This window comes from Belnapia sp. (assembly GCF_059504005.1).
On the sequence record NZ_JCACHU010000130.1, the window covers coordinates 81,296 to 106,464 of the forward strand.

Sequence of the window (25,169 nt, forward strand, 5' to 3'; positions counted from 1 at the left end):
CGGAGGAAGCAGGCATGCTGAAGCAGCACCTCATCGACCCCGAGATCTGCATCCGCTGCAACACCTGCGAGGCGACCTGCACGATCGGCGCCATCACCCATGACGAGAACAACTATGTCGTGGACGCGTCGATCTGCAACGCCTGCATGGATTGCGTGGCGCCCTGCCCAACGGGCGCGATCGACAACTGGTTCCAGGTGCCGGCCGCCTTCAGCCTGGGGGAGCAATTCTCCTGGTCCGAACTGCCGCCGCGCCCGGCCGAGGAAGCGGCACCCGACGCCCTCGACGAGCAGGCCGAGGCGCTGATCGCGGCCGCCCATGCCGGCGCCGGCGGCAAGGCGCGCGCCCCGGCCTCGGCCAGCAAGCCGCGCGTCAACCTCTTCAACCGCGCGGTGCCGGCCGTGGCGAAGGTCGTCGGCAATATCCGCGTCACGCGCTCGGGCACCGGTTCCGACGTCCATCACATCATCCTCGATTTCGGCGCGACCGCCTTCCCGGTGCTGGAGGGCCAAAGCATCGGCATCACCCCGCCGGGTGCCACAGAGATGCGGCTCTACTCCATCAGCAGCGCGCGCGACGGCGAGCGGCCGAACACCAACAACCTGGCGCTGACGGTCAAGCGGGTGGAGGGCGGCCTCGCCTCCAACTATCTCTGCGACTTGCCGATCGGTGCGACGGTGCCGGTGACCGGGCCCTTCGGCGCCACCTTCCTGATGCCGGACGATGGCGACACCGACCTCGTCATGATCTGCACCGGCACCGGCGCGGCGCCCTTCCGTGGCTTTACCGAGCGGCGGCGCCGCCTGGCGCAACAGGGCAGGGGGCGGCTGCACCTCTTCTTCGGCGCCCGCACGCCGGAGGAACTGCCCTATTTCGGCCCGCTGCAGAAGGTGCCGGCGGCGCTGCTCGACCAGCATCTCTGCTTCAGCCGCGTGCCCGAGAAGCCGCGCGAGTACGTCCAGCACCGCATGCGCACCGAGGCGCCGGCACTCGCGGCGTTGCTCCGCAAGCCCTCTACCCATATCTATGTCTGCGGGCTGCGCGGTCTGGAGGCCGGCGTGGAGGAGGCGCTCGAGGCGATCGGGCGCGAGCATGGCATCGACTGGCCCGGGCTGCGCGGCCAGATGCGGGAGCAGGGACGCTACCACGTTGAGACCTACTGAGGCCTTCACCCATACCCGCCGCATCACCTGGGGCGAGACGGATGCGGCGCGCATTGCCTATACCGCGCGCTTCCTCGACTTCGCCATGGAGGCGGTGGAGCGCTGGTTCCAGGACCGGCTCGGCACCGGCTGGTACGAGATGAATGTCGACGAGGGCATCGGCACCCCCTTCGTGCATGTGCAGATGGATTTCCGCAGCCCCGTCACCCCGCGCGATACCCTCGCCAGCACGGTCCGGCTTGCCCGCCTCGGCGGCTCCTCCCTCCGCTTCGCCGTGACAGGCCGCGTGGGCGAGCGGCTGGTCTACGAGGCGGAGCTGGTCTGCGCCTTCGTCGATGCCGCGCGGATGAAGCCGATCCCGGCGCCCGAGCGCTACCGCCCCGCGCTGGAGGCGGAGGCGGCGCTCGCCTGAGCCTCCAGCAGCCGCGCAATGCGGTCGAAGCGCGGGTCCGGGTCCCCGGAGTGGCGGAAGGTGCCGCTGGCGCGCAGCACCGGTTCGCCATCCGCCGTCATCAGGCATTGGCCGAAGAGCATCCCGCGCGTCACCTTCAGCACCTCCGGCCGCGCCTCCACCCAGGCGCCGATGCGCGCCGGGCCGATGAAATCGGTCGCCAGGCTGACGGTGACCAGGAACCTCCTGAGCCGCGCCATATGGTTGCAGCCGCCGGTCAGCACGATGTCGGCGAAGGCGGTCAGCATCCCGCCATGGCAGAGCTCCATCGGGTTGCAATGCCTCAGCTCCACCCGGAAGCCGAGCAGGATGCCCTCGCCCTCCGGCTTCACCCAGAAAGGTCCGACCAGGCTGTTGAAGATCGGCAGCGCATGCTCGGGCAGGCGGAGATAGCCGGGCGGCGCAATGCTCATGTGCCAGAGGCCGCCTGCAGCCCGGCGAGCAGCGCCTCGAGGCTCGCCTCCGGCGCCTGGCCGGTGGTGTCGACCGTGAGGTCGGCCTTGGCATAGAGCGCCTCGCGGCTCGCCAGTATGGCGCGGAGGTCCTCCATAGCGCGGCGGTTGTCGCGCATCGGCCGCGTGTCGCCCTGCTCGACGACGCGGCGCATATGCTCCTCCGGCGAGGCGCGCAGCCAGACGGTGGTGCAGGTGCCGAGCAGGAATTCGAAGCTCGACGCCTCGGCGACGATCCCGCCGCCGGTGGCGATCACCGCCGGCTCGCCATCCTGCACCAGGCGCTGCAGTGCCTCCCGCTCCAGCCGGCGGAAGCCCTCCTGGCCATGGATGGCGAAGATGTCCGAGAGGTCCATCCGCCCCTCGCGCTCCACCTCCCGGTCCAGCTCGACGAAGCGGGTGCCGAGCCGCGCCGCCAGCATCCGCCCGAGCGTCGACTTGCCGGCGCCGCGCAGCCCGACGAGGGCGATCCGCTGCGCCCGGCGATCCGCCTCCCGCCGCCCGAGATGGCGCAGCAGCAGGCCGCGCGCCTCCGCCATCCGCGCCTCGGGCAGCTGCGCCACCACCTGCTCCAGCAGCAGCCGTTCCACCGTGCGCTCCGGCCGCTCCCCCACCAGCTCCTCCACCGCAAGGCCGAGCGCCCGGGCGATGCGCCGCAGCAGCAGGATGGAGATGTTGCCGTGCCCGGCCTCGATCTGCGCGATGTAGCGCTCCGAGACATGGGAACGGCGCGAGAGGTCCCGCCGCGTCACGCCGCGCCGCGCGCGCAGCAGGCGCAGCCGGTCGCCGAGCGCGGCGAGGAAGCCGCTGTCCTCCGGTTCGGCATGGGCGCGATCGGGCGTGGTCACGGCGAGACTGCTTGCATCGCTTTGTTCAGTTGCATAACAATGGGCGGCAGGGGAGGTGGTTGGGCAAAGCCTGAGGCCCGGCAAGCCATCCTGCCGAATCAAGAAGAGGCTGCGGTAGGGGCGGATTAGGCCCCGGGCCTGCGGCTGACAAGCGGGAACAGGAGGATCATCCATGCCAGCCATCACCCGCCGCGGCCTGATCGCCGGCGGCACCGCCCTCGCCGCCTGGCCGGCCCGGGCGCAGCAGCGGCCGCTGAGGATCGGCGTGCTGACCGACCTGTCCGGCCCCTTCCGCGACTATTCGGGCGGCGTCTCGGTCGCCGCGGTGCGGCAGGCGGTGGAGGATTTCGGGTCCGGCCTCAGCGTCGAGGTGATCCAGGGCGACCACCAGAACAAGCCGGACATCGCCGCCTCCCTCGCCCGGCAATGGTTCGACCGCGACGGGGTGGATGCGGTGGTGGACGTCGTCGGCTCCGCGGCCGCGCTGGCGGTCTCGGGCGTCGCGCGGGAGAAGGACAAGGTCTGTATCGTCACCGGCGCGGGCACCGCCGACCTCACCGGCCCGGCCTGCTCGCCCAACACCGTGCATGTCGCCTACGACACCTGGATGCTGGCGAAGTCGACCGGCACCGCCATGGTGCGCGCGGGCGGCGACAGCTGGTGCTTCATCACCGCCGACTACGCCTTCGGCCATGCGCTGGAGCGCGACACCTCCGCCATGGTGCAGGTCGCCGGCGGCAAGGTGCTCGGCAGCGCGCGGCATCCCTTCCCCGGTACGACCGACTTCTCCTCCTACCTGCTGCAGGCGCAGGCCTCGGGCGCCAAGGTGCTCGGCATCGCCAATGCCGGCAACGACATCGTCAACACCATCAAGCAGGCGGCGGAATTCGGCCTCACACGCCGCATGCGCCTGGTCGGACTGGTCATGACCATCGTCGACGTCCATGCGGTCGGCCTGCAGGCGACGCAGGGCCTCTACATGACCGAGACCTTCTACTGGGACCTCAACGACCGCACCCGCGCGCTCTCCCGCCGCCTTGCGCCCAAGGTGAACAACGTGCGGATGACGATGCTGCAGGCCGGCTCCTACAGCGGCGCGCTGCACCTGCTGAAGGCGGCGGCGGGCATGGATGCCGCGGCCCGCGCCTCCGGCCGCGCCGTCGTCGAGAGGATGAAGGCGATGCCGACCGACGACGACGCCTTCGGACCGGGGCGCATCCGCGAGGACGGCCGCAAGCTGCACCCCGCCTACCTGCTGCAGGTGAAGGCGCCGGGCGAGTCGGCGGGACCTTGGGACTATTGCCGCGTCGCGGCGACGACCGAGGCCGATGAGGCCTTCCGCCCGATGGCCCAGGGCGGCTGCTCGCTGGTCCGCGCCTGAGAAGGCGGCGGACTGCCCGCACCTTGGGCAGTTTCGGGCCGGGAACCGCGTCTTTACCCCACCCCGATGCTTGAAGCAGGGTGGGGTTCTGCCGCAGGCTCCGGGGCGAGGGGGACCTTCGCCTGCCCGACACCACGCTTCACCGCACCGGCCAGACCAGCCGCGGCGCCATCGAGTTCATCAAGGTGACCAAGCGCTTCGGCGGCTCGGTCGCGGTAGATGCGCTCGACCTTCGGATCGCTCCCGGCACCTATTGCTGCCTGCTCGGCCCCTCCGGCTGCGGCAAGACGACGAGCCTCCGGATGCTCGCCGGGCATGAGCGGCAGAGCAGCGGCGACATCCTGCTCGACAACCACGAAGTCAGCGGGCTGCCGCCGGCCCGCCGCGGCACGGCGATGATGTTCCAATCCTACGCCCTCTTCCCGCATCTCTCCTGCCTCGACAACGTCGCCTTCTCGCTCCGCATGCGCGGCGTCGCCAAGGCCGAGCGCCACGCCAAGGCGCACAGGATGCTGCGCCTGGTCGAGCTCGATGCCCTGGCGGACCGGCTGCCGGCGCAGCTCTCGGGCGGGCAGCAGCAGCGCGTCGCGCTGGCCCGCGCGCTGGTCACCAACCCCGCGGCGCTGCTGCTGGACGAGCCGCTCTCGGCGCTCGACCCCTTCCTCCGCGGCCGGGTGCGGGCGGAGCTCAAGCGCTTCCAGCGCGAGCTCGGCATCACCTTCGTCCATGTGACGCACAGCCAGGACGAGGCGCTCGCGCTCGCCGACCTGGTGGTGCTGATGCGGGACGGGCGGATCGAGCAGCAGGGCACGCCCTTCGAGGTCTTCGACGCCCCCCGCACCGCCTTTGCCGCGCGCTTCATGGGTGGGCACAACGTGATGGCGATGCCGCAGGGGCTCGTCGCGGTGCGGACGGACCGCACGCTGCTGCGCCCTGCAGGGCAGGGCTCGGCGCAGGCGACGGTGCGCGGCGTCGAATACACCGGCACCGGCTTCGCCGTGACGCTGGCCGGGCCGGCGGGCGAGGAATGGCAGGCGCTGGTCGGTGAAGCCACGCTGCGCGAGCGGCCATTGGAGCCGGGCGAGGCGGTCGGCCTCGGCTGGGACGAGAAGGATCTCCGCCACCTGGCGGACCGGACATGACGGAGAAGGAGACCCGAGGCATGGACAAGCCCATTCGCGCTGGCCGCCGCCAGCTTCTGCAAGGCGCGGCCGGCCTTGCCGCCGCAGGCCTCGCCGCCCCCGCCGTGCATGCGCAGGAGGCGGTGACGCTGCGCTATGTCGGCACGGCGGTGAACCAGCATGCCGGCATCAAGGAGAAGGTGAAGCAGGACCTCGGCATCACCCTCGAATACATCCCTGTCACCTCGGACGACGTGGTGCGCCGCGCAGTGACGCAGCCGAACAGCTTCGACATCCTCGATTCCGAGTACTGGATGCTGAAGAAGATCATCCCCTCCGGCAACCTGGTCGGGATGGATGCCAACCGCATCAAGCTCGTCAACGAGATCACCACCGTCTTCACCAAGGGCGAGGTGGCCGGCAAGAAGATCGGCGACCAGGGCACGGCGCCGATCAAGGTCAGCTACCTGCCCGCGCGCGACGGCAAGACCTTCGCCTCCGGCCAGACGCAATGGCTGACGCTGATCCCGACCACCTACAATGCCGACACGCTCGGCATCCGCCCGGACAAGGTCGGCCGCCCGATCGCCAGCTGGTCGGAGCTGCTGAACCCCGAGTTCAAGGGCAAGGCCAGCATCCTCAACATCCCCTCGATCGGCATCATGGATGCGGCGATGGCGGTGGAGGCGATGGGCCGGCACAAATACGCCGACAAGGGCAACATGACTCGCGCCGAGATCGACCTGACGATGCGGGTGCTGACCGAGGCGAAGCGCGCCGGCCAGTTCCGCGCCTTCTGGAAGGACTTCAACGAGAGCGTCAACCTGATGGCCTCGGGCGAGACGGTCATCCAGTCCATGTGGTCGCCGGCGGTGACGGCGGTGCGCAGCCGCGGCATTCCCTGTACCTACCAGCCGCTGAAGGAGGGCTACCGCGCCTGGGCCGCCGGCTTCGGCCTGCCGAGGACGCTGTCGGGCCGGAAGCTCGACGCCGCCTACGACTTCATCAACTGGTTCCTCTCCGGCTGGGCCGGCGCCTTCCTCAACCGCCAGGGCTACTACTCGGCCGTGCTGTCGACGGCGCAGAAGAACATGGAACCCTATGAGTGGGACTTCTGGATGATGGGCAAGCCGGCGGCGCAGGACATTAAGGCGCCCGACGGCACGGTGATGGAGAAGGCGGGGTCGGTGCGCGACGGCGGCAGCTTCGACGCGCGCATGGGCGCCGTCGCCTGCTGGAACGCCGTCATGGACGAGAACGACTACATGGTCAGGAAATGGAATGAGTTCATCGCCGCCTGACCGCCGCCCGATGGGCCGTCCTGTGGCGCCGCTGCTCCAGGCGGCGCCGCTGGCGCTGGTGCTGCTGCTCTTCTTCGTGTTCCCGCTGCTGGCGACCGGGGTCGTCAGCCTGTGGAATTACACGGAGTACTCGCTGGTGCCGGACGTCACCTCGCGCAACTATGTCGAAATGTTCGAGGGCTGCTCCAACATCTCGGAGGGGCTCTGCGCCACCTTCGGCACCTATCTCTCGACGCTCCGGCTCTGCGCGATGGTCTGGGCGGTCACGACGCTCTTCGGCTTCGGCATCGCCTATTTCCTCGCCTTCCATATCCGCTCGGACACGGTGCGGATGGCGCTCTTCCTGGTTTGCACCGCGCCCTTCCTCACCTCCAACGTCATCCGCATGATCTCCTGGCTACCGCTGCTGGGACGCGAAGGGGTGGTGAACCAGGCCCTGATCGCGACCGGCCTTGTCGACCAGCCGCAGGACTGGCTGCTCTTCTCCGACTTCTCGGTCGTGCTGGCCTTCGTCCACCTCTACACGCTCTTCGTCACCGTCCCCGTCTTCAACAGCATGATGCGGATCGACCGCCGCCTGCTCGAGGCGGCGCAGGATGCGGGGGCGAGCGGCTGGCAGACGCTCCGGCATGTAGTCATCCCGCTGACCAAGCCCGGGCTCGTCATCGGCTCCATCTTCGTCATCGTGCTGGTGATGGGCGACTTCGTGACCATCGGCGTGATGGGCGGGCAGCAGATCGCCTCCATCGGCAAGGTGATCCAGGTGCAGATGTCCTACCTGCAATTCCCGGCGGCCGCGGCCCAGGCGGTGGTGCTGCTCGGCCTGGTGCTGCTGGTGATCGCGGCGATGACCAGGCTCATCGACATCCGGCGGGAGCTGTGATGGACGAGGATCGCCGCCCGCTCTCCTTCTGGCTGCTCGGGGCCTTCTTCCTGCTCTTCGTCGTCTTCCTCTACGGGCCGACGCTCACCATCCTCGTCCTGTCCTTCCAGGGGCCGGAGGGCGGGCTGACCTTCCCGCTGCGCGGGGTCTCGACCCATTGGTACGAAACGCTCTGGCGCGGCGCCGGCGTCATCGACATCTGGTCCTCCTTCCGCCGCTCGCTGCGGCTCGGCCTCGTCGTCATGGTGCTGACGACGGTGATCTCGCTCCTCGCCGGCTATGCCTTCCGCCGGCGCTTCCCCGGCCAGGGGCTGCTCTTCAACCTGACCATCGCCAGCCTGATCGTGCCCTCCATCGTTGTCTCGCTTGGCATCGCCCTCGAATTCCGCCTACTCGACGATGCGGTGAAGGCCTTCGCCGAGGAGCATGGCGTCGCATGGCTGAACGAGGGCTACACCACGGCCATGGGCCTCTTCACCTCGGGGCTCGGGGCGCATCTCACCTGGACGCTGCCCTTCGGCCTGCTCATCATGTTCGCCGTGTTCAACCGCTTCCCAAACGACCTGGAGGAGGCCGCGCGCGACCTCGGCGCCTCGCCCTGGCAGGTCTTCCGCCACGTCGTGCTGCCGCTGGTGGCGCCGAGCCTGGTCGGCGTCGCGCTCTTCGGCTTCACCCTCTCCTGGGACGAGATCGCGCGGACCAGCCAGGCGATCGGCGATGCCAATACCCTGCCGCTCGAGCTCCAGGGCCTCACCAGCACGGTGACGACGCCGGAGATCTACGCCCTCGGCACCGTCGTCACCGGCGTCTCGGTGCTGGTGATCGCGCTCGCCTTCCTCGGCGTCTTCGTCGCCAGGCGGCGGGCGGCGAAGCGGCTGCTCGGATGACGGCGGAGGAGCTGCTGCGCGCCGCCCGCGGGGGCGGGGGGCTGCCGCCGCTCGGCGGGCCGCTGCGGGCGCTGGCCGAGGATGCGCGCGGCGACTGGGATGCCGCCCATGCGGCGGCGCAGGCGGGCGAGGATGCCGACAGCGCCTGGGTGCATGCCTACCTGCACCGCAAGGAGGGCGACCTCGCCAATGCCGGCTACTGGTACCGCCGAGCCGGCCGGGCGATGCCGGCCGGCACGCTTGAGGAGGAATGGCTGACCATCGCCCGCCACCTGCTCGCTCAGGCTGGCTGAGGCGAGCGCCGCCGGAAGTCCTGCGCCATCTCCTCCAGCGTGACGAAGCGCACGCCGGGGTGCTTCAGCATATGGGCGATCAGCCGCTCCAGCATCATCAGCACCTGCGGCCGGCCGGAGACGTCCGGGTGGATGGTCATCGGCACCACGGCATAGTCGTATTCGCGGTAGATGAAGTCGAAATGGTCGCGCCAGATCTGCTCGAGCTGGTGGGGCGAGACATAGCCGTGGCTGTTCGGGAATTTCTTGATGAACATCATCGGCGGCAGGTCGTCGAGATACCAGGAGGCCGGAATCTCGACGAGGCCGGTGGTCTTGCCGCGGGTGAAGGGCTTCATCCAGCTCTCGGCGGGCTTCGAGTAGTCGATCGGCGTCCAGCCGTCGCCAGTGCGGACATAGTAGGGCGTGCAGTCGTGGTGCATCAGCGAATGGTCGTAGGCGATGCCGCGCTCGACCAGGATCTCGATGCTGGTCGCGCTCACCTCCCACCAGGGCGCGACATAGCCGACCGGCTTCCGGCCCCAGTGCTTCTCGATCAGGCCGATGCACTTGTCGAAGATCGCCTCCTCCTGCTGGCGGCTGAGCGCCAGCGGATTCTCGTGGCTGTAGCCATGCAGGCCGATCTCGTGCCCGGCCTTGGCGACCATGTCGGTCTGCTCCGGGAAGCTCTCGATGGTATGGCCGGGGATGAACCAGCTCTGCGTCAGGCCGAAGCGCTCGAACAGCCGCAGGATGCGCGGCATGCCGACCTCGGCGGCGAAGACGCCGCGGCTGATGTCGCCCGGGCTGTCCTCACCCATGTAGCTGCCGAGCCAGCCCGCCACCGCGTCGCAATGGATGCTGAAGGCGCACAGGATTTCCTTGGCCATGACCGTCCCCCTTGCGTGACGGCGCCTAGCCGGCCTCGGCCAGCGCCCGCAGCACGATACCCTCGGTCAGCACCTGTGGCAGCACCTGCGGCGCCCCGCCGCCCGCGGGATAGAGCAGGTAGAGCGGCACCCCCTCCCGCCCGTGCTCGCGCAGCAGGGCGCCGATCGCCGGGTCGCCCTGGGTCCAGTCGCCGACGAGATAGGCGAGGTTCCGCCCGGCGAAGGCCGCCTGCACCGGGCCGCTCCGCAGCACCAGCTGCTCGTTGACCTTGCAGGTGATGCACCAGGCCGCGGTGAGGTCGACGAAGACCGGCCGCCCCTCCGCCTGCAGCGCCGCGACCCGCGTCGCCGACCAGGCATCCGCCCGCGCCTCGGTGCCGGCGGCCGGCGGCGCCGCGGCGAGCCCCGGCAGCAGGGCGAGCGCCCCGATCGCCGCCGCCGCCGCCAGCATCCGCCCGGCCCGTCCGCCGCCCCGCTGCGCCAGCCCCAGCGCCCAGGCGGCGAAGCCGATGAGCACCGCACCGCCGAGCAGCAGCAGCAGCCCGTCCGGCCCCGCCTGCTGCGCCAGCACCCAGGCGAGCCAGGCCGCCGCCCCGTACATCGGGAAGGCGAGGCCCTGCCGCAGCGCCTCCATCCACCCGCCCGGCCGCGGCAGCCGCCCGGCCAAGCCGGGGAAGAGCCCGAGCAGCGCATAGGGCGCCGCCAGCCCGAGGCCGAGCGCGGCGAAGACCAGCAGCGTCCCGGCCGGCGGCAAGGCCAGCGCTGCCCCGACCGCCGCCGCCATGAAGGGCGCGGTGCAGGGCGTCGCCACCAGCACCGCGAGCGCCCCGGTGAAGAAGCTCCCCGCATGCCCGCCGCGCGCGGCGAGCCCGGCCCCGGCCCCCGCCGGCCCGCCGACCGCATAGACGCCGGAGAGGTTGAGCCCGACCGCCAGCATCAGCCAGGCGAGGACGGCGACGAAGGCCGGCGCGGTGAACTGGAAGCCCCATCCCGCGGCGATGCCCGCCCCCCGCAGCCCGATCAGCGCCCCGGCCAGGGCGAGGAAGCAGGCGAGCACCCCCGCCGTGTAGCTCGCCGCATGCGCCCGCACCTCGCGCCGCGCCGCGCCGGAGAGCCTGGCGAGGGCCATGGCCTTCATGGCGAGGATGGGGAAGACGCAGGGCATCAGGTTCAGCAGCAGCCCGCCGAGCAGCGCCGAGCCGAGCACCTGCCAGAGCGGCAGGCTCCCGCCCTCGACCGCCCCGCCCACCGGTGCCGCCACGTCATAGGCCGAGCGCACGCCCGCCGCATCCACCAGCGCCACCACGCCGGTGAGCGTCGCCGGCATGGCGGCGCCCTCCGGCCGGCTGAGGCTGAGGGTCAGCGCCCCGTCCCGCGCCTGCAGCGCCTGCGGCGCGGCATTCTCGATCAGCCCCGGCGCGTCGGGGAAGAACTCCGCCTCCCGCAGCGCCGCCGCCGACAGCCCCTCGCCCGCAAGGGTGAGGCTGCCGCGCCTGCCCTCCAACGCCGCCCGCGCCGTCCAAGGCAGGGGCCGCGGCGCGGCCGCCTCCGCCGCGGCGAAGAGCGACGCCAGCGCCGGATCCGCCTGGCCGCGCGCCGCGACCGGCAGGCTCAGCCGGAACCGTCCCTCCTCCGGGATGCAGAGCTCTGCGCAGACCAGCCAGTTCGCCTCCGCCTCCACCGTGAACTCGCCCGTTGCCCCGGCCGGGACGGTGACGGCGACCGGCAGCAGCAGCTCGCCCTCATAGCCGAAGCTCATCAGCGGCCCGGTCGGGATGCGCCGCGGCGCCGGCCAGGCGACGCCGCCCGCCGCCGCCCCCTCGGGCAGGGTGAGGGCGATCTCCGGCGCCGCCCCCGCATCGCCCGCATGGCGCCAATAGGTGTGCCAGCCCGGCGCCAGCGCCAGCCTGAGGCCGAGCCGGAGGCTCTCGCCCGGCGCCACCGCCACCCGGTCCGCCACCAGCGTCGCCACCGCCCGCGGCGAGCGCTGCGCCGCGCTCTCCGCCGCCCGGCCGGCACCGGGCAGCAGGGTCAGCAGGAGCAGGAGGGCGAGCAGGCACCGCATGGGCGGATAAAGGGGGGAGGCCCGCGCCGGCCGCAAGCCCCCACGAAAAAGAAGGCCGGGGACGCCCGTAGCGCCCCCGGCCCCCTACCGGTCTCAAAACCTTGCTGAAATGCCTCCCCCGCCGCCAATGCTGCGGCGGGGCTGTTGCCTCAGGCCCGCGCCGCCACCGGGCGGCGGGCCAGGCGCCGCAGGTCGCGCAGCGCGGAGCGCAGCAGCGCGGTCTCGCCCTCGGGCATCAGGCCTTCCTCATCGGCCTCCACCCGGCGCAGCAGGGTGGCGAGCTTCAGCGTCACGTCCGCATGGCAGCGGGCCGGGGCGGCAGCGAGCGCGGCGAGCGCCGCGAGCTCCGCATCGACCAGCAGCTCCATGATCGACTCGTCCGCGCTCTCGCTGCGCTCGATCTTGCCCAGCCGGTCCGCGAGGGTGGCGACCTCCTCGCCGTGGCGCGGCATCCCCGGGGCGGGCGGGCGGGCGAGTGGGAAAACGATGATCTCGGACATGGGGGCGTGATCCGTCAGCGGGTCTCGGGGCCGGCCCGGAATCGGGCCTGCTGGATGGGTCAGCCCTGGCGCCCGGCGCCGTTCTGCACGGGCAGGACATAGGCAGGTGGGCAGGCGGTGACCGCGCCGCCGGCGGCGAGGAAGGCCTCCACCATGCTGGAGATGGTCGCGCTGTCCGGCAGGCCGGCATCGCGGCAGCGGCGCTTGTGGGCGATGATGGCGCTCAGCGACCGGCGCCGGCTGTCGGCGGCATCGGCGGTGGCGGTGGGCAGGCGGCGGGCCTTGCCAGCGGGGAGTTTGGTCTGCATGGCCATCCTCACTTTTGCGCGATAGGATAAGGTATACACTTCACGGAGCCGCGAGCAAACCTTTTTTCGCAACCAGCGCGTGTTTTCTGCGGCGGATCGACCCCCCTCGCGTCCATGCCACGAACGCGAGGTGGCAGTTCTGTTCTCGCGCTGCCGTGTCGCACCGGCATGTCGCGCCCCGGCGAATTGTCGCGCGACGGTGTCAAATCCGGCGCTTTGGCCTTATGCCCCCGCCATGCTTCCTCCCGACCTCCCTTGGGACCTCCCCGTCGCCGAGGCCCTGCCGGCGCTGACCGCCGCCCTCCGCGCCGGCCCCAATGCCGTGCTCATCGCCCCGCCTGGCGCCGGCAAGACCACGCTCGTCCCGCTCGTCCTGCGGGAGGAGCCCTGGGCCGCGGCAGGGAAGCTGCTGGTGCTCGAGCCGCGCCGCGTCGCCGCCCGTGCCGCGGCCCGCCGCATGGCCGAGCTGCTCGGCGAGTCCGGCCCCGGTGGCACCATCGGCCTCTCGACCCGCCTCGACCGCGCCGTCTCGGCGGCGACGCGGGTCGAGGTGGTGACCGAGGGCCTGCTCGTCCGCCGCCTGCAGTCCGATCCCGGCCTTGAGGGCGTCGCCGGCGTGCTCCTCGACGAGGCGCATGAGCGCAACCTCGACACCGACCTGGCGCTCGCCCTCTGCCTCGACCTCCAGCGCGGCCTCAGGCCCGAGCTGCGCCTGCTGGCGATGTCGGCGACGCTCGACGGCACCGCCTTCGCCGGCTTGATGGGCGGCGCTGCGACCATCGAATCCCTCGGCCGCGCCTTCCCGGTCACGGTGGAGCACCGGCCCCGCGACCTCGCGGACGCCCGCGACCTGCCCGAGGCGATGGCCGCCGCCATCCGCGCCGCGCTGCGCGAGCATGAGGGCGACGTGCTCGCCTTCCTCCCCGGCTGGGGCGAGATCCGCCGCACCGCCGAGCGCCTCTCCGGCATCGCGGCCGACGTGCTGCCGCTCCATGGCGAGCTTCCCCCCGCCGAGCAGGACCGCGCACTCGCGCCCGGGCCCCGCCGCAAGGTCGTGCTCGCCACCTCCATCGCCGAGACCTCGCTGACCGTCCCCGGCGTGCGCATCGTCGTCGATGGCGGCTTCCGCCGCGCGCCGAGGCTCGACCCGGCGACCGGCCTCGCCCGCCTCGTCACGGTCCGCATCAGCAAGGCCGCCGCCGAGCAGCGCGCCGGCCGCGCCGGCCGCACCGCGCCGGGTGTGGCCATCCGCCTCTGGTCGGAGGCGCTGCATCGCGGCCTCGCCCCGCAGGACCGCCCGGCCATCCTGGAGGAGGAGCTCTCCGGCCTCGCCCTCGACCTCGCCGCCTGGGGCGCCGCGCCCGGCGACCTCGCCTGGCTCGACCCACCCCCGGCCGGGGCGCTCGCCGCCGCCCGCGCCCTGCTCGGGGACCTCGACGCGCTCGATGCCGAGGGCCGCATCACCCCGACCGGCCGCCGCATGGCCCGGCTCGGCACCCATCCCCGCCTCGCCCGCATGCTGGCCGCGGCCGAGGGGGAGGGGGAGGGGGCGCTCGCCGCCGACCTCGCGGCCCTCCTGGAGGAGCGCGACCCCATCAGGGGCCGGGAGGCGCCGAGCGACATCGCCCTCCGCCTCGACCTGCTGCACGGCGCCGACCACCCGAATGCCGACCGCCCGACCGTGCAGCGCATCCGCCGCGCCGCCGCGCTGCACCGCCGCCGCCTCGGCCTGCCCGGCGGCGCGCAGCCCGAGGGCGATCCCGGCGCCCTGCTCGCCGCCGGCTTCCCGGACCGCATCGCCGCCAGGCGCGGAGTCATGGCCGGCGCCTTCCGCCTGGCCTCGGGGCAGGGCGCCCGCCTTCCCGCAACCGACCCCTTGGGGAAATCCCCCCTGCTCGCCGTCGCCGACCTCGAATTGCAGGGCACCGAGGCGCGCATCCGCATGGCCGCCCCGCTCGACCGCGCCGTGCTGGAGAGGCGCTTCCCCGGCCGCTTCCGCCGCGAGGAGGGCGCCGCCTTCGACGCCCGCGCCAATGCCGTCCTCGCCCGCCGCCGCCTCCGCTTCGGCCCGCTGGTGCTGGAGGAGCAGCCGCTCCCCAACCCCGACCCCGCGCTGGTCGCGGCCGCCCTCGCCGAGGCCGTCGCGCTCCGCGGCCTCCGCGACCTGCCCTGGACGCCGGCCGCCCGCCAGCTCCAGGCCCGCCTCCGCTGGATCCGCGCCGTCGAAGGCGAGGCCTGGCCCAACCGGTCGGAGGCGGCGCTGGTCGCCGGCGTGCAGGACTGGCTGGCGCCGCACCTGCACGGCCTTTCCCGCCTCTCGGAGCTGGCCGCGCTGAACCTGCCCGACCTGCTGCTGGCGGACCTCCCCTGGGAGCGCCGCCGGCGGCTCGACGCCGCGCTTCCGGCCCGAATCGACCTCCCCGCCGGCCGCAGCGCGGCCATCGACTACGCCGGCGAGACCCCGACGCTCGAGGCCCGGCCCCAGCACCTCTATGGCCTGACCCGCCTGCCGCCGCTCGCCGAGGGCCGCATCCCCCTGCAGGTCGCCCTGCTCTCGCCGGCCGGCCGGCCGGTCGCCGTGACCGGCGACCTCGCCGGCTTCTGGCGCGGCGGCTGGCTGGAGGTGCGGAAGGAGATGCGCGGCCGCTACCCGAAGCACCACTGGCCCGAGGACCCGGCCGCCGCCGCCGCCGACCCGCCCCGCCCCGGCCGCGGCGGATGAACCGACCGTCACCAGTCCGGAGGTTGAAGGATCGCATCCATCTTCCCAAACTGGGCTGCAGCCCCGACACGCCCCGCCCCGAGGACCGCGCCCCCTGATGTCCGCCACCCTGACGCGCCGCCACGCCGGCCTCGCCTGCGCCGCCCTGCTGACCGGCTGCGCCACCGCGCCCTACCCGGCCAGCGCCCAGCGCGGCCTGCTGCCCGACTTCGCGGACCTCGCAGAGCGCGTCCTCCCCGCCGTGGTCAACATCGCCGTCACCGGCGAGACCACCGTGGCCCAGCTCCCGCCCGAGCTGCGCGGCACCCCGCTCGAGCGCTACTTCCGCGACCGGCTGCGCAACCGGCGGCAGGAGGTCTCCGGCGCCGGCTCCGGCTTCGTCATCGACCCGGCGGGCTTCGTCGTCACCAACAACCACGTCATCGGCAATGCCAGCCGCGTCGTCGTCTCGCTGCAGGACGGCACGGAGGTCACCGCCCGCATCGTCGGCTCCGACGAGCTGACCGACCTCGCCCTGCTGAAGGTCGAGTCGCCGCACAGCCTCGTCGCCGTGCCCTGGGGCAGCTCCGGGACGACGCGCGTCGGCTCCTGGGTGCTGGCGGCCGGCAATCCCTTCGGCCTCGGCGGCACCGTCACCTCCGGCATCGTCTCGGCGCGCGGGCGGGAGATCGGCGCCGGGCCCTTCGACGACTTCATCCAGACCGACGCCGCCATCAACCCGGGCAATTCCGGCGGCCCGCTCTTCAACGCCGCCGGCGAGGTGATCGGCATCAACACGGCGATCTACTCGCCCTCCGGCGCCTCCGCCGGCATCGGCTTCGCCACCCCCTCCGACCTCGCCCGCCCGGTGATCGAGCAGCTGAAGCGCGACGGCCGGGTCGAGCGCGGCTGGCTCGGCGTCTCCGTCCAGGACCTGGTGCCGGAGGATGGCCGCCCCACCCGCCGCGGCGTGCTCATCGCCGGCGTCGAGCGCACCAGCCCCGCCGGCCGCGCCGGGCTGCGCCAGGGCGACGTCGTGGTCGCCATCAATGGCGACCGGGTGGAGACCTCGCGCGCCCTGGTCCGCACCGTCGCCGCCGTCCCGCCCGGCCAGACCGTCCGCCTGACCGTGCTGCGGGAGGGGCGGGAGCGCGAGCTGCCCGTCCAGGTTGGCCGCCGCCCCGGCCAGGGTTAATATCCCGCACCCACAAGGACACCCGCCGCCATGCGCATCCTGCTGGTCGAGGACGATGCCGAGGTCGCCCGCTTCGTGAGGAAGGGGCTGCAGGAGGCCGGCCACACCGTCGAGCACGCCACCAACGGCCGCGACGGCCTGTTCCTTGCCGCTTCCGAGCAGTTCGACATGCTGGTGCTCGACCGCATGCTGCCCGGCGGCGTCGACGGCGTCCGCCTGGTCGAGACGCTGCGCAGCCAGGGCAACCGCACCCCCGTGCTCTTCCTCTCCGCCCTCACCGCGGTCGACGAGAAGGTGAAGGGGCTGAAGGCCGGCGGCGACGACTACCTGACCAAGCCCTTCGCCTTCGCCGAGCTCCTGGCCCGCGTCGAGGCGCTCGGCCGCCGCCCCTCGGTCGACGCGCCCGCGACCAAGCTCCGCGTCGCCGACCTCGAGCTCGACCTGCTCTCCCGCACGGTGACTCGCGCCAGCAAGCGCATCGACGTGCAGCCGCGCGAATTCCGCCTGCTGGAGCACCTGATGCGCCATGCCGGCCAGGTGGTGACGCGCACCATGCTGCTCGAGAAGGTCTGGGACTACCACTTCGACCCGCAGACCAACGTCATCGACGTCCATGTCTCGCGCCTGCGGCAGAAGCTCGACAAGGGCTTCGACCGGCCGCTGATCCACACGGTGCGGAATGCGGGGTACATGATCCGGGCCGAGCCCTGAACGAGCTTTCCTCCCGCCTGCGGGCCGACCAGGCGCTGGCCCCGGGCCTGGCTGCCGGCCCGCCGCGGCTGCTGCGCAGCGCCGGCTTCCGCTTCGCCCTGCTCTTCGCGGCGATGTTCGCCTCCGCCGCCATCGCCCTCGTCGCCGTGCTCTGGTGGGCGACGGCGGGGGCGCTCGACCGCCAGACCGATGCCGCCATCCGCGCCGACGCCATCGCGCTCGCCGAGCGCTGGCGGGAGGCGGGCGCCACGGGCCTCGCCGAGGCGATCGAGGAGCGGCTGGCCGTCGATGTCGAGAACGACTCGATCTACCTGCTGATGGAGGCCGACGGCACGCGGCGCCTCGCCGGCAATCTCGACCGCTGGCCCGCCTCCTCGCCGGCGGAGGGCGCCTGGTTCCGCACCCGCGTGCTGCATGACGGCGTCGCCGCCGAGGCGCGGCTGCACCGGCTCGACCTGCCCGGCCTCCGCCTCATGATCGGCCGCGACGAGTCGGAGCGCGAGCAGCTCCGCCGGCTGCTGACCGAGGGCGTGTTCTGGGCCTCCGGCGCCGTGGTGCTCTTCGCGCTCCTCGGCGCCTGGCTGCTGCGCCATGCGCTGCAGGCCCGCATGCGCCCGGTCTTCGCGACCACGGCGGCGATCGCCGGCGGCGACCTTTCCTCCCGCGTCGCCCTCTCCGGCCGCGGCGACGAGTTCGACCGCCTGGCCAGGACCCTCAACACCATGCTGGAGCGCATCGCCACGCTGATGGCGGGCGTGCGCGGCGTCTCGGACGCCATCGCCCACGACCTCCGCACGCCGATCGCCCGCGCCCGCGCCAAGCTCGAGGATGCGCTCTCCGAGGCGCCCGAGGGCGCGCAGCCCGGCGCCCCGCCGGACGAGGCGACGCTCCGCGCCGCGATCGAGCAGGGCATCGCCGATCTCGACGGCATCAGCCGCATCTTCCAGGCCCTGCTGCGCATCGCCGAGGCCGAGGCCGGCGCCCGCCGCGCCGCCTTCGCCCCCTTCGACCTCGTCCCCGTCCTCGCCGATGCGGCCGAGATCTACGAGGTCGCCGCCGAGGCGCGCGGGCAGGAGCTCGTCATCACCCTGCCGGAGCGGCTCGACCTGGTCGGCGACCGCGACCTGCTGTTGCAGGCCGTCGCCAACCTGCTCGACAACGCCATCAAATTCACCGCGCCCGGCGGCAGGGTGCAGCTCATGGCGCGCGCCCTCCCGGCCGCGATCGAGGTCGCCGTCGCCGATGACGGCCCCGGCCTCTCGCCGGAGGACCGCGCCCATGCCGGCGAGCGCTTCTTCCGCGCCGACAAGGCGCGTGCCACGCCCGGCTCCGGCCTCGGGCTCTCCCTCGTGCAGGCGGTGATCCACCTGCATGCGGGCGAGCTGCGCCTGGAGGACGCTGCCCCCGGCCGCACCCCGCCCGGCCTCCGCGTCGTGCTGTGCCTGCCGAAGCCCTGAGCCAGCCATGACCGAAGCGTCATCCATCGCCCATCGCCGGATCAGGCCGCCGGCCGCATTGTGCCAGGCCATGCAAAGCCTCGTCACGCCACCCGCGCTGCTCCTGGCTCTGGCGATGTCCGCCTCGGCCGAGCCGGGCCCGCGCGTGACCACCGACACCATCGAGTATTGCGGCAGCCTCGCCGCGCGCCTGGCCGACATGCCGGCGGCGACGATGGAGCCCTCGCGCAGCCTGGCGGCCGAGGGCATGCGGCTCTGCGGCAACGGCCATGTCCGCGTCGGCATCGCCAAGCTGCGGCGCGCCGTCCGCGCCGCGCAGGCCAATACCGGCAATCGATAACGCCGCCCGGCTGGGCTAGCCTCTCCGCGGTGGCGGAGGGTCCGGGATGAGGCAGGCCGATGCGGCGGGGCTGCGGCGCGCAGTGCGCGCCTTCCTCGCCGCCGACGGGTTCGACCGGTCCCAGGGCAGCTTCGGCCCGGTCGATCCCGGCTTCGCCGCCCGGCTCGGAGCCCGCGGCTGGATCGGCACGGCCTGGCCGCGCAGCCTCGGCGGCGGGGAGAGCGGCGCCCGCGCCCGCCACGTCATCGCCGAGGAGCTGATCGCGCATGGCGCGCCGCTGCGGGCGAGCTGGGTAGCCGAGTGGCTTGCCGGCCCCCTGCTCCTCGCCGCCGGCACGCCGGAGCAGCAGCAGGAGATCCTGCCGCGCCTCGCCGCCGGCCGCCTCGGCGCCTGCATCGGCCTCACCGAAGCGGCGCTGCCCCATGGCGAGGCGGCGCGCTGCCTGGCCCGGCCGGACCGAGGCGGCTGGCGCCTCGGCGGCCGATGCCGGCTGGTCGGCGACCCGCTCGGCCGGCTGGTCCTGCTCGCCCGCACCGACGAGGGCGGGCTCGGCCTCTTCCTCGTCGATCTCGCCTTGCCGGGCATCGCCCCGCTCGGCGCCGGCCGCCTGACCTTCGACGGCGTCTTCCTCGCCGCGGACCGCCTGCTCGGCCCGCCGGAGGGGGGGCTGGCGATCTGGCAGGAGGTCGCCGGCATCGCCCGCGGGGCGCCAGGGGCCTGGCTCGCCCATCTGCCGCTGCTCGGCGCCCTCGCCGCGGCCGAGGCCCCGCCCGAGGCGGAGCCGGTGCTCGGCCGCCTCCTCGCCGGCTGCGCCACGCTGCAGGCCATGGGCCTCGCCCGCGCCGGCCGCGCCTCGCCCGGCTTCGCCGCCCTGGCCGCCGAGACGGCGGAGGCCATCCCCGCCGCCCTTCGCCGCCTCCTGCCGGAGGAGGCCCGCCCGGCTCCGGTCGAGCCGCCGCCCCTCCTGCCGCCCGTCCCCGCCATCCGCCGCGCCGCCCGCGCCCGGCATCCGCTCGCCGCCGAGACGGCGCACCTGCTCGCCGCCGGCCCTGCCTCCGGCTTCGATGCCGGGCTGTGGGCGGCGCTGGAGGATGGCCCGGTGCTCCGCGCCGCCCTCCCGCCCGAGCTCGGCGGGGAGGGGGAGGGGCTGCCGGGCCTGCTCGCCATCGCCGAGGCGGCCGGCGCCGCCGGGGCGCCGCTGCCGGTGGCGGAGACGCTGCTCGGCCACCATGCCCTGGCCCTGGCCGGCCTCGCCCCGCCCATCGGCCCGCTGACCATCGGCCCCGTCTTCCCCGGCGAGGCGCCCCGCTTCGCCGACGGGCTGCTCTCCGGCCACCTCCACCGCCTGCCCTGGGCGCGCGATGCCGCAGCCGCGGTCATCGTGCTGGAGGGCCGCCGCACCATCCTCGCCGGCCGCCCCGCCATCGGTGTCGAGGGCCGCAACGGCGCCGGCGAGCCGCGCGACCTCGTCCTGCTGGAGGAGATGCCCGTCCTCGCCGCCGGCGAGCCCGGCGCCGGCCTCGGCCCCGCCGGCCTCCGGGCGCTCGGCGCCCTGTTCCGCTCGGCCGCCATGCTCGGCGCCCTCGGCCGCCTCGCCCGCGGCCGCCGCGGCAGCGCGCTGCTGGCCGGCGCCCGCTTCGCCCTGCGCCGGGCCGCGCGCGAGCCGGGCCGCTTCGCCATCGCCTGCGCCCGCCTCCAGGCCCATGCCGCGGCCGAGGCGGCGCTCGCCATCCCCGGGCAGGATCCGGCGCTGGCCCGCCGCGTCACCGCCTGGTCCGGCGAGTTCGGCACCGAGTCCGACTGGGCAAGCCGGCTCGGCCGCCGCGCCCGCCGCGCCGGGCTTGCCGGCCTGTGGCCCCTCATCGCCGGCCAGGGCAGGATGCCGGACGAGACAGAGGACACGGACGATGAGTGAACTGCTCTTCGAAAAGGCGAACGGCATCGCCACCATCACCCTGAACCGCCCGGACAGCGGCAACGCCTTTACCACCGAGATGCTGGCGCAGTGGGAACAGGCCCTGCGGGAATGCATCCAAGACGACGCCGTCCGCTGCGTGGTGCTGACCGGCGCCGGCCGCATCTTCTGCTCGGGCGGCGACGTGAAGCGCATGGCGGCCAACACCGCCGGCGGCCAGCAGCCCTGGGACCGCGCCAAGTACCTCACCGACCATGTCCACCGCATCCCGCTGACGCTGATGGAGCTGGACAAGCCCTATCTCGTCGCGGTCAACGGCGCCGCCACCGGCGCGGGGATGGACATGGCGCTGATGGGCGACCTCCGCTTCGCCGCGGAGAGTGCGAGGTTTGCCGAGACCTACATCAAGGTCGGCTTCGTCGCCGGCGATGGCGGCGCCTGGATGCTGCCGCGCCTCGTCGGCCTGCCGCGCGCGCTGGAGATGCTCTGGCTCGGCGACTTCGTCTCCGCCGCCGAGGCGGAGCGTATCGGCCTCGTCAACAAGGCCGTCCCCGACGACCAGCTCATGACCCATACCTACTCGGTCGCCGAGCGCCTCGCCTCCGGCCCCACCGTCGGCATCCGGCTGATGAAGCGGATGGTGATGCAGGGCCTCACCAGCAGCTTCCGCGACGGGCTCGCCTTCGCCGCCAGCTGCGTCGGCGTCGTCAGCGCGACGGAGGACCACCGCGAGGCGACCGCCGCCTTCGCCGAGAAGCGCAAGCCCGTCTTCCGCGGTAAATAACCACCCCTCGTTCCGCGGCAGCGGCCGAACCATCGGCCTGGCTTGCGTTGGCCTCCATGGAGCATGGTCCGCGATCATGCTCCGGCCTTCTTGTGGCGCCGCGTGATCCGCGCCCCTGGCGATCACGCTCCGGAGGACCCGCGCATGCCCGACGACCGTCGCCCGCCGCTGCCCGAACAGCATCAGGACCAGACGCCCGGCCGCAACGCGCCGATGGACCCGCCTCCCGACTATGGCGAGGCCAGCTACCGCGGCTCCGGCCGCCTCGCCGGCAAGGCCGCGATCATCACCGGCGGCGACAGCGGCATCGGCCGCGCCGTCGCCCTCGCCTTCGCCCGCGAGGGCGCCGATGTTGCCATCGCCTACCTGAACGAGGAGGAGGATGCGGCGGAGGCCGCCCGCCTCGTCGAATCCGCCGGCCGCCGCGCCATCCGCATCGGCGGCGACATCGCCGACCCGGCGGTCTGCCGCCGCATCGTCGAGGAGACGGCGAGGGCCTTCGGCAAGATCGACGTGCTAGTCAACAACGCCGCCTACCAGATGACGCGCGAGAGCCTCGACGAGATCAGCGACGAGGAGTGGGACTACACCTTCGACGTCAACATCAACGCCATGTTCCGCATCACCAGGGCGGCGCTGCCGCACATGAAGCCGGGCGGGGCCATCATCAACACCGTCTCGGTCAATGCCGACACGCCGAAGCCGAAGCTCATCCCCTATTCGGCGACCAAGGCGGCGATCCAGAACTTCACCGGCAGCCTCGCCCAGCTCCTCGCCGAGCGGGGGATCCGCGCCAATTGCGTCGCCCCGGGCCCGATCTGGACGCCGCTGATCCCGGCGACGATGCCCGTCGAGCAGGTGAAGAGCTTCGGCTCCGAGGTGCCGATCGGCCGCCCCGGCCAGCCGGCGGAGCTCGCGCCCGTCTATGTCATGCTGGCCTCCGACGAGGCGAGCTACGTCTCCGGCGCGACGATCGCTGTGACCGGCGGCAAGCCGATCCTGTAGGCGGCGCCGCTCAATCGGCGGCGAAGGCGAAGCCCGGCTTCTCCCGCCGCTGCCGGTCGGCCAGGGCCAGCGCCCGCGCCGTGTCGATCAGCGCCTGGCGGACGGAGGCGTCGCCGATGGCGGTGAAGGCCTGGACGAGGCTCATCACCCCATCGCCGGCCGGATGGGCGAGGGCATGCCCCCGCGCCTGGCCGAGCAGCGCCTCGACCGAGGTGCCGGAGAGCGTCGCCCAGACCGGCAGCCGGTCGGCGCAGAGCCGGTTCTGCCCGCGCTCATATTTCAGCACCTGCTGCGGGCTGACACCGAGCGCCAGGCCCATCTGCGCGAGCGTCACCCCGGCGTCGAGGCGCGCCCGCTTCAGGCGATGATGGATCGGCTCGGCGGATGCCGGGCCGGTGCCGGGCTCCCGGCCAAGCGGCAGGACAGGGAGGGAGGTCGGAGCGATCCGCGGCATGGGCGTCAACCACCGGCAACTTGCGCTGTATCGTAATGTTTCCCGCACTGGTTGAGAAGACCTAATGAGTCGAACCGGCCGAGCTTTCACTCAAAATCGTCGCCGCCGCCTCATTTCTGGAACCGCCTCCGTTGCACCGGCAGGCGCCGGGGTCCCGCCATGCTGGACAGGATCGCCGATCGGGTGCGGGATACCGGCCGCGTCCGCAAAGGAAGAAGCGATGCTCGACGGCACCGAATACCGCATCCCCTCGCTGCGCCATAAGGTCAGCCCGGAGGAATGGCAGGCCCGCATCGACCTGGCCGCTTGCTACCGCCTGGTCGACCTCTACCAGATGAGCGACCTGATCGCGAACCACGTCTCCGTCCGCGTCCCGGGCGAGGACGCCTTCCTCATCAACGCCTATGGCTTGCTCTACGAGGAGATCACCGCCTCCTCGCTGATGAAGGTCGACTACGACGGCAACATCCTGCTGAAGCCGGACTTCCCCGACCAGGATTACGGCGTGAACCGCGCCGGCTTCGTCATCCACTCGGCGATCCACAAGGCGCGGCACGACCTGGCCTGCGTCGCCCATACCCATACCTGGGCCGGCATGGCGGTCTCGACGCTGGAATGCGGGCTGCTGGCGAACACCCAGACCAGCATGCGCTTCGCCCATATCAGCTACCACGACTTCAACGGCGTGGTGCTCGACCTCTCCGAGCAGGAGCGGCTGGTGCGCGACCTCGGCGACAACAACGCGATGATCCTCCGCAACCACGGCCTGCTCACCGTCGGCCGCACCATCCCCGAGGCCTTCAATGCGCTGCACCGCCTCGAACTCTCCTGCCGGACGCAGATCGCGGCGATGTCCTGCAACAGCCCAATGATCAAGGTGCCGGAGGATGTGGTCGAGAAGACCTACATGAACTACCAGCCGCATGTCCGCCGCCCCTTCGGCCTGCTCGACTGGCCGGCGCTGCTGCGCAAGCTCGACCGCATCGATCCCAGCTACCGGACCTGATGCGCATCCTGCTCTCGGATGTCGCCGAGGCCCGGCACGGCGCGCGCATCCGCGCCGCCCTGCCGGGCGCAGCGCTCATCCCCACAGCACCCGAGGGCCCGCTGCCGGGGACGGCAGGGGTCGAGACGGCCTTCGTCTCCCGCGACCTCTTCGAGGGCGGCACGCGCCACCGCCTCACCGCCCGCTTCCGGCGCTTCGTCGAGGTCGTCCTCGCTGCGCCCGACATCCGCCGGGTGCAGACCTTCTCCGCCGGCACCGACATGGCGCCCTACCAGGCGATGCGCGCGAGGGGGATCGAGGTGGTCGGCGCCAGCGGCGCGAGCGCCCTGCCGGTGGCACAGACCGCCATCACCGGCCTCCTCGCCCTTGCCCGGCGCCTGCCGCGGGTGATGGAGGCGCAGCGCCGCCATGCCTGGGAACCCCTCTACGGCGCCGGCGAGCCGCCCGACCTCGCCAGCCAGACCGCGCTCGTCATCGGCACCGGCCCGATCGGGCAGGAGATCGCCCGGCTCGCCGCCGCCTTCGGCCTCTTCCCCATCGGCATCCGCCGCGAGGCCGCGGCACCGCCCCCGCCGGACTTCGCTGCCGCCGCCCCCTACGCCGCCTTGCCGGAACTGCTGCCCCGCGCCGACTGGCTGATCCTCGCCTGCCCGCTCACCGAGACCACCCGCAACCTGATCGACGCCGCCGCCCTCGCCCTGCTCCCCGCCGGCGCCGGTCTGGTCAACGTCTCCCGCGGCGGCGTGGTGGAGGAGGGGGCGCTGCTCGCCGCCCTCCAGTCGGGCCACCTCTTCGGCGCCTTCCTCGACGTCTTCACCGAGGAACCCCTGCCGCCCGCGAGCTCCTTCTGGGGCCTCCCCAACGTCATCATCTCCCCGCACAGCGCCGCGGCGGGGGAGGGGCTGGCGGAGCGCGTCGCCGCCATCTTCTGCGACAACCTCCGCCGCTGGGCCGCTTGATCCAACGCTTCGGGCTCATGGCCCCGGCGCGGCTAATGCGGTTTCCGTTCGCATAGGTTCACGGAACCCGCTCTAGCAGCCTGTCGGATTCCCATCTGGTCTGAAATCGGCGAATCTGGC

General features: G+C 73.0%; 25 protein-coding genes. 18 read left to right on the top strand and 7 right to left on the bottom strand.

What is annotated here, in order from left to right; genetic code table 11:
* Positions 1 to 14: 14 nt before the first annotated feature.
* Both boxA and AC5JJ1_RS16995 read left to right on the top strand, forming a co-directional pair.
* Positions 15 to 1,163 (top strand): benzoyl-CoA 2,3-epoxidase subunit BoxA, encoded by a 1,149-nt coding sequence (boxA, locus tag AC5JJ1_RS16990; RefSeq protein WP_495786286.1) that lies wholly within the window; start codon positions 15 to 17, stop codon positions 1,161 to 1,163.
* The gene (locus AC5JJ1_RS16995; protein WP_495786287.1) at positions 1,150 to 1,575 is read left to right on the top strand and encodes an acyl-CoA thioesterase; all 426 of its coding nucleotides are present in this window, start codon (positions 1,150 to 1,152) and stop codon (positions 1,573 to 1,575) included. Before boxA ends, AC5JJ1_RS16995 begins: the two co-directional genes overlap by 14 nt.
* Here the strand turns inward: AC5JJ1_RS16995 and AC5JJ1_RS17000 are convergent.
* Both AC5JJ1_RS17000 and AC5JJ1_RS17005 read right to left on the bottom strand, forming a co-directional pair.
* Positions 1,536 to 2,027: a PaaI family thioesterase gene (locus AC5JJ1_RS17000; RefSeq protein WP_495786288.1), complete on the bottom strand. Its 492-nt coding sequence runs from the start codon at positions 2,025 to 2,027 to the stop codon at positions 1,536 to 1,538. The two genes, AC5JJ1_RS16995 and AC5JJ1_RS17000, sit on opposite strands and share 40 nt — an antisense overlap.
* Positions 2,024 to 2,914 carry a helix-turn-helix transcriptional regulator gene (locus tag AC5JJ1_RS17005; protein ID WP_495786289.1) on the bottom strand — a complete coding sequence of 297 codons (891 nt, stop codon included), beginning with the start codon at positions 2,912 to 2,914 and terminating at the stop codon, positions 2,024 to 2,026. Before AC5JJ1_RS17005 ends, AC5JJ1_RS17000 begins: the two co-directional genes overlap by 4 nt.
* Positions 2,915 to 3,086: 172 nt before the next feature.
* On the opposite strand from AC5JJ1_RS17005, the gene AC5JJ1_RS17010 reads away from it, so the two are divergent.
* The 6 genes from AC5JJ1_RS17010 (at position 3,087) to AC5JJ1_RS17035 (ending at position 8,780) form a co-directional block, all read left to right on the top strand.
* Positions 3,087 to 4,295 carry an ABC transporter substrate-binding protein gene (locus AC5JJ1_RS17010; protein WP_495786290.1) on the top strand — a complete coding sequence of 403 codons (1,209 nt, stop codon included), beginning with the start codon at positions 3,087 to 3,089 and terminating at the stop codon, positions 4,293 to 4,295.
* An 80-nt stretch (positions 4,296 to 4,375) separates the two neighbouring features.
* Positions 4,376 to 5,437 carry an ABC transporter ATP-binding protein gene (locus tag AC5JJ1_RS17015; RefSeq protein WP_495786291.1) on the top strand — a complete coding sequence of 354 codons (1,062 nt, stop codon included), beginning with the start codon at positions 4,376 to 4,378 and terminating at the stop codon, positions 5,435 to 5,437.
* Positions 5,438 to 5,457: 20 nt separating this feature from the next.
* Positions 5,458 to 6,717, top strand: a complete 1,260-nt coding sequence (locus AC5JJ1_RS17020; protein ID WP_495786292.1) for an ABC transporter substrate-binding protein — start codon at positions 5,458 to 5,460, stop codon at positions 6,715 to 6,717.
* A 10-nt stretch (positions 6,718 to 6,727) separates the two neighbouring features.
* Entirely contained in the window at positions 6,728 to 7,600 is an 873-nt protein-coding gene (locus AC5JJ1_RS17025) for an ABC transporter permease (RefSeq protein WP_495786293.1), read from the top strand.
* Positions 7,600 to 8,487 carry an ABC transporter permease gene (locus AC5JJ1_RS17030; RefSeq protein ID WP_495786294.1) on the top strand — a complete coding sequence of 296 codons (888 nt, stop codon included), beginning with the start codon at positions 7,600 to 7,602 and terminating at the stop codon, positions 8,485 to 8,487. Before AC5JJ1_RS17025 ends, AC5JJ1_RS17030 begins: the two co-directional genes overlap by 1 nt.
* Positions 8,484 to 8,780, top strand: coding sequence for a hypothetical protein (locus AC5JJ1_RS17035; RefSeq protein ID WP_495786295.1), 297 nt, complete (start codon positions 8,484 to 8,486; stop codon positions 8,778 to 8,780). The genes AC5JJ1_RS17030 and AC5JJ1_RS17035 overlap by 4 nt, the downstream gene beginning before the upstream one ends.
* Here AC5JJ1_RS17035 and AC5JJ1_RS17040 read toward each other — a convergent pair.
* From AC5JJ1_RS17040 to AC5JJ1_RS17055, 4 genes are all read right to left on the bottom strand, one after another.
* On the bottom strand, positions 8,768 to 9,649 hold the full coding sequence (locus tag AC5JJ1_RS17040) for a polysaccharide deacetylase family protein (RefSeq protein ID WP_495786296.1): 882 nt from the start codon (positions 9,647 to 9,649) through the stop codon (positions 8,768 to 8,770). The two genes, AC5JJ1_RS17035 and AC5JJ1_RS17040, sit on opposite strands and share 13 nt — an antisense overlap.
* Positions 9,650 to 9,674: 25 nt before the next feature.
* The gene (locus AC5JJ1_RS17045) at positions 9,675 to 11,714 is read right to left on the bottom strand and encodes a protein-disulfide reductase DsbD family protein (RefSeq protein WP_495786297.1); all 2,040 of its coding nucleotides are present in this window, start codon (positions 11,712 to 11,714) and stop codon (positions 9,675 to 9,677) included.
* 149 nt (positions 11,715 to 11,863) lie between these two features.
* The gene (locus tag AC5JJ1_RS17050; RefSeq protein ID WP_495786298.1) at positions 11,864 to 12,214 is read right to left on the bottom strand and encodes a hypothetical protein; all 351 of its coding nucleotides are present in this window, start codon (positions 12,212 to 12,214) and stop codon (positions 11,864 to 11,866) included.
* Between the two features lie 59 nt (positions 12,215 to 12,273).
* A complete protein-coding gene (locus tag AC5JJ1_RS17055; RefSeq protein WP_495786299.1) occupies positions 12,274 to 12,522 on the bottom strand; it encodes a hypothetical protein in 249 nt (82 codons plus the stop codon).
* A gap of 235 nt (positions 12,523 to 12,757) precedes the next feature.
* On the opposite strand from AC5JJ1_RS17055, the gene hrpB reads away from it, so the two are divergent.
* The 8 genes from hrpB (at position 12,758) to AC5JJ1_RS17095 (ending at position 22,630) form a co-directional block, all read left to right on the top strand.
* A complete protein-coding gene (gene hrpB / locus AC5JJ1_RS17060; RefSeq protein WP_495786300.1) occupies positions 12,758 to 15,244 on the top strand; it encodes an ATP-dependent helicase HrpB in 2,487 nt (828 codons plus the stop codon).
* 97 nt (positions 15,245 to 15,341) lie between these two features.
* A complete protein-coding gene (locus tag AC5JJ1_RS17065; protein ID WP_495786301.1) occupies positions 15,342 to 16,418 on the top strand; it encodes a trypsin-like peptidase domain-containing protein in 1,077 nt (358 codons plus the stop codon).
* 30 nt (positions 16,419 to 16,448) lie between these two features.
* On the top strand, positions 16,449 to 17,129 hold the full coding sequence (locus tag AC5JJ1_RS17070; RefSeq protein ID WP_495786302.1) for a winged helix-turn-helix domain-containing protein: 681 nt from the start codon (positions 16,449 to 16,451) through the stop codon (positions 17,127 to 17,129).
* A 113-nt stretch (positions 17,130 to 17,242) separates the two neighbouring features.
* The gene (locus AC5JJ1_RS17075) at positions 17,243 to 18,586 is read left to right on the top strand and encodes a HAMP domain-containing sensor histidine kinase (RefSeq protein WP_495786303.1); all 1,344 of its coding nucleotides are present in this window, start codon (positions 17,243 to 17,245) and stop codon (positions 18,584 to 18,586) included.
* Positions 18,587 to 18,593: 7 nt separating this feature from the next.
* Positions 18,594 to 18,926 carry a hypothetical protein gene (locus AC5JJ1_RS17080; protein ID WP_495786304.1) on the top strand — a complete coding sequence of 111 codons (333 nt, stop codon included), beginning with the start codon at positions 18,594 to 18,596 and terminating at the stop codon, positions 18,924 to 18,926.
* 46 nt (positions 18,927 to 18,972) lie between these two features.
* Positions 18,973 to 20,841 carry an acyl-CoA dehydrogenase family protein gene (locus AC5JJ1_RS17085; protein ID WP_495786305.1) on the top strand — a complete coding sequence of 623 codons (1,869 nt, stop codon included), beginning with the start codon at positions 18,973 to 18,975 and terminating at the stop codon, positions 20,839 to 20,841.
* Entirely contained in the window at positions 20,834 to 21,625 is a 792-nt protein-coding gene (locus AC5JJ1_RS17090; protein WP_495786306.1) for an enoyl-CoA hydratase/isomerase family protein, read from the top strand. The genes AC5JJ1_RS17085 and AC5JJ1_RS17090 overlap by 8 nt, the downstream gene beginning before the upstream one ends.
* Positions 21,626 to 21,769: 144 nt before the next feature.
* On the top strand, positions 21,770 to 22,630 hold the full coding sequence (locus AC5JJ1_RS17095) for a glucose 1-dehydrogenase (protein ID WP_495786307.1): 861 nt from the start codon (positions 21,770 to 21,772) through the stop codon (positions 22,628 to 22,630).
* Between the two features lie 10 nt (positions 22,631 to 22,640).
* On the opposite strand, the gene AC5JJ1_RS17100 is transcribed toward AC5JJ1_RS17095, so the two are convergent.
* Positions 22,641 to 23,084, bottom strand: coding sequence for a helix-turn-helix domain-containing protein (locus AC5JJ1_RS17100; protein ID WP_495786308.1), 444 nt, complete (start codon positions 23,082 to 23,084; stop codon positions 22,641 to 22,643).
* 220 nt (positions 23,085 to 23,304) lie between these two features.
* Here AC5JJ1_RS17100 and AC5JJ1_RS17105 point away from each other — a divergent pair, with 220 nt between their 5' ends.
* Positions 23,305 to 24,090: a class II aldolase/adducin family protein gene (locus AC5JJ1_RS17105; RefSeq protein WP_495786309.1), complete on the top strand. Its 786-nt coding sequence runs from the start codon at positions 23,305 to 23,307 to the stop codon at positions 24,088 to 24,090.
* On the top strand, positions 24,090 to 25,049 hold the full coding sequence (locus AC5JJ1_RS17110) for an NAD(P)-dependent oxidoreductase (RefSeq protein ID WP_495786310.1): 960 nt from the start codon (positions 24,090 to 24,092) through the stop codon (positions 25,047 to 25,049). The genes AC5JJ1_RS17105 and AC5JJ1_RS17110 overlap by 1 nt, the downstream gene beginning before the upstream one ends.
* Positions 25,050 to 25,169 lie beyond the last annotated feature (120 nt).

What these genes read in the sequence shown, in the direction of transcription:
- boxA (WP_495786286.1), top strand. Translation starts at nt 15, where the DNA reads ATGCTGAAGCAGCACCTCATCGACCCCGAGATCTGCATCCGCTGCAAC.
- AC5JJ1_RS17000 (WP_495786288.1), bottom strand. Translation starts at nt 2,027, where the DNA reads ATGAGCATTGCGCCGCCCGGCTATCTCCGCCTGCCCGAGCATGCGCTG.
- AC5JJ1_RS17010 (WP_495786290.1), top strand. Translation starts at nt 3,087, where the DNA reads ATGCCAGCCATCACCCGCCGCGGCCTGATCGCCGGCGGCACCGCCCTC.
- AC5JJ1_RS17020 (WP_495786292.1), top strand. Translation starts at nt 5,458, where the DNA reads ATGGACAAGCCCATTCGCGCTGGCCGCCGCCAGCTTCTGCAAGGCGCG.
- AC5JJ1_RS17025 (WP_495786293.1), top strand. Translation starts at nt 6,728, where the DNA reads ATGGGCCGTCCTGTGGCGCCGCTGCTCCAGGCGGCGCCGCTGGCGCTG.
- AC5JJ1_RS17030 (WP_495786294.1), top strand. Translation starts at nt 7,600, where the DNA reads ATGGACGAGGATCGCCGCCCGCTCTCCTTCTGGCTGCTCGGGGCCTTC.
- AC5JJ1_RS17035 (WP_495786295.1), top strand. Translation starts at nt 8,484, where the DNA reads ATGACGGCGGAGGAGCTGCTGCGCGCCGCCCGCGGGGGCGGGGGGCTG.
- AC5JJ1_RS17040 (WP_495786296.1), bottom strand. Translation starts at nt 9,649, where the DNA reads ATGGCCAAGGAAATCCTGTGCGCCTTCAGCATCCATTGCGACGCGGTG.
- AC5JJ1_RS17045 (WP_495786297.1), bottom strand. Translation starts at nt 11,714, where the DNA reads ATGCGGTGCCTGCTCGCCCTCCTGCTCCTGCTGACCCTGCTGCCCGGT.
- AC5JJ1_RS17050 (WP_495786298.1), bottom strand. Translation starts at nt 12,214, where the DNA reads ATGTCCGAGATCATCGTTTTCCCACTCGCCCGCCCGCCCGCCCCGGGG.
- AC5JJ1_RS17055 (WP_495786299.1), bottom strand. Translation starts at nt 12,522, where the DNA reads ATGCAGACCAAACTCCCCGCTGGCAAGGCCCGCCGCCTGCCCACCGCC.
- hrpB (WP_495786300.1), top strand. Translation starts at nt 12,758, where the DNA reads ATGCTTCCTCCCGACCTCCCTTGGGACCTCCCCGTCGCCGAGGCCCTG.
- AC5JJ1_RS17065 (WP_495786301.1), top strand. Translation starts at nt 15,342, where the DNA reads ATGTCCGCCACCCTGACGCGCCGCCACGCCGGCCTCGCCTGCGCCGCC.
- AC5JJ1_RS17070 (WP_495786302.1), top strand. Translation starts at nt 16,449, where the DNA reads ATGCGCATCCTGCTGGTCGAGGACGATGCCGAGGTCGCCCGCTTCGTG.
- AC5JJ1_RS17075 (WP_495786303.1), top strand. Translation starts at nt 17,243, where the DNA reads ATGTTCGCCTCCGCCGCCATCGCCCTCGTCGCCGTGCTCTGGTGGGCG.
- AC5JJ1_RS17080 (WP_495786304.1), top strand. Translation starts at nt 18,594, where the DNA reads ATGACCGAAGCGTCATCCATCGCCCATCGCCGGATCAGGCCGCCGGCC.
- AC5JJ1_RS17085 (WP_495786305.1), top strand. Translation starts at nt 18,973, where the DNA reads ATGAGGCAGGCCGATGCGGCGGGGCTGCGGCGCGCAGTGCGCGCCTTC.
- AC5JJ1_RS17090 (WP_495786306.1), top strand. Translation starts at nt 20,834, where the DNA reads ATGAGTGAACTGCTCTTCGAAAAGGCGAACGGCATCGCCACCATCACC.
- AC5JJ1_RS17095 (WP_495786307.1), top strand. Translation starts at nt 21,770, where the DNA reads ATGCCCGACGACCGTCGCCCGCCGCTGCCCGAACAGCATCAGGACCAG.
- AC5JJ1_RS17100 (WP_495786308.1), bottom strand. Translation starts at nt 23,084, where the DNA reads ATGCCGCGGATCGCTCCGACCTCCCTCCCTGTCCTGCCGCTTGGCCGG.
- AC5JJ1_RS17105 (WP_495786309.1), top strand. Translation starts at nt 23,305, where the DNA reads ATGCTCGACGGCACCGAATACCGCATCCCCTCGCTGCGCCATAAGGTC.
- AC5JJ1_RS17110 (WP_495786310.1), top strand. Translation starts at nt 24,090, where the DNA reads ATGCGCATCCTGCTCTCGGATGTCGCCGAGGCCCGGCACGGCGCGCGC.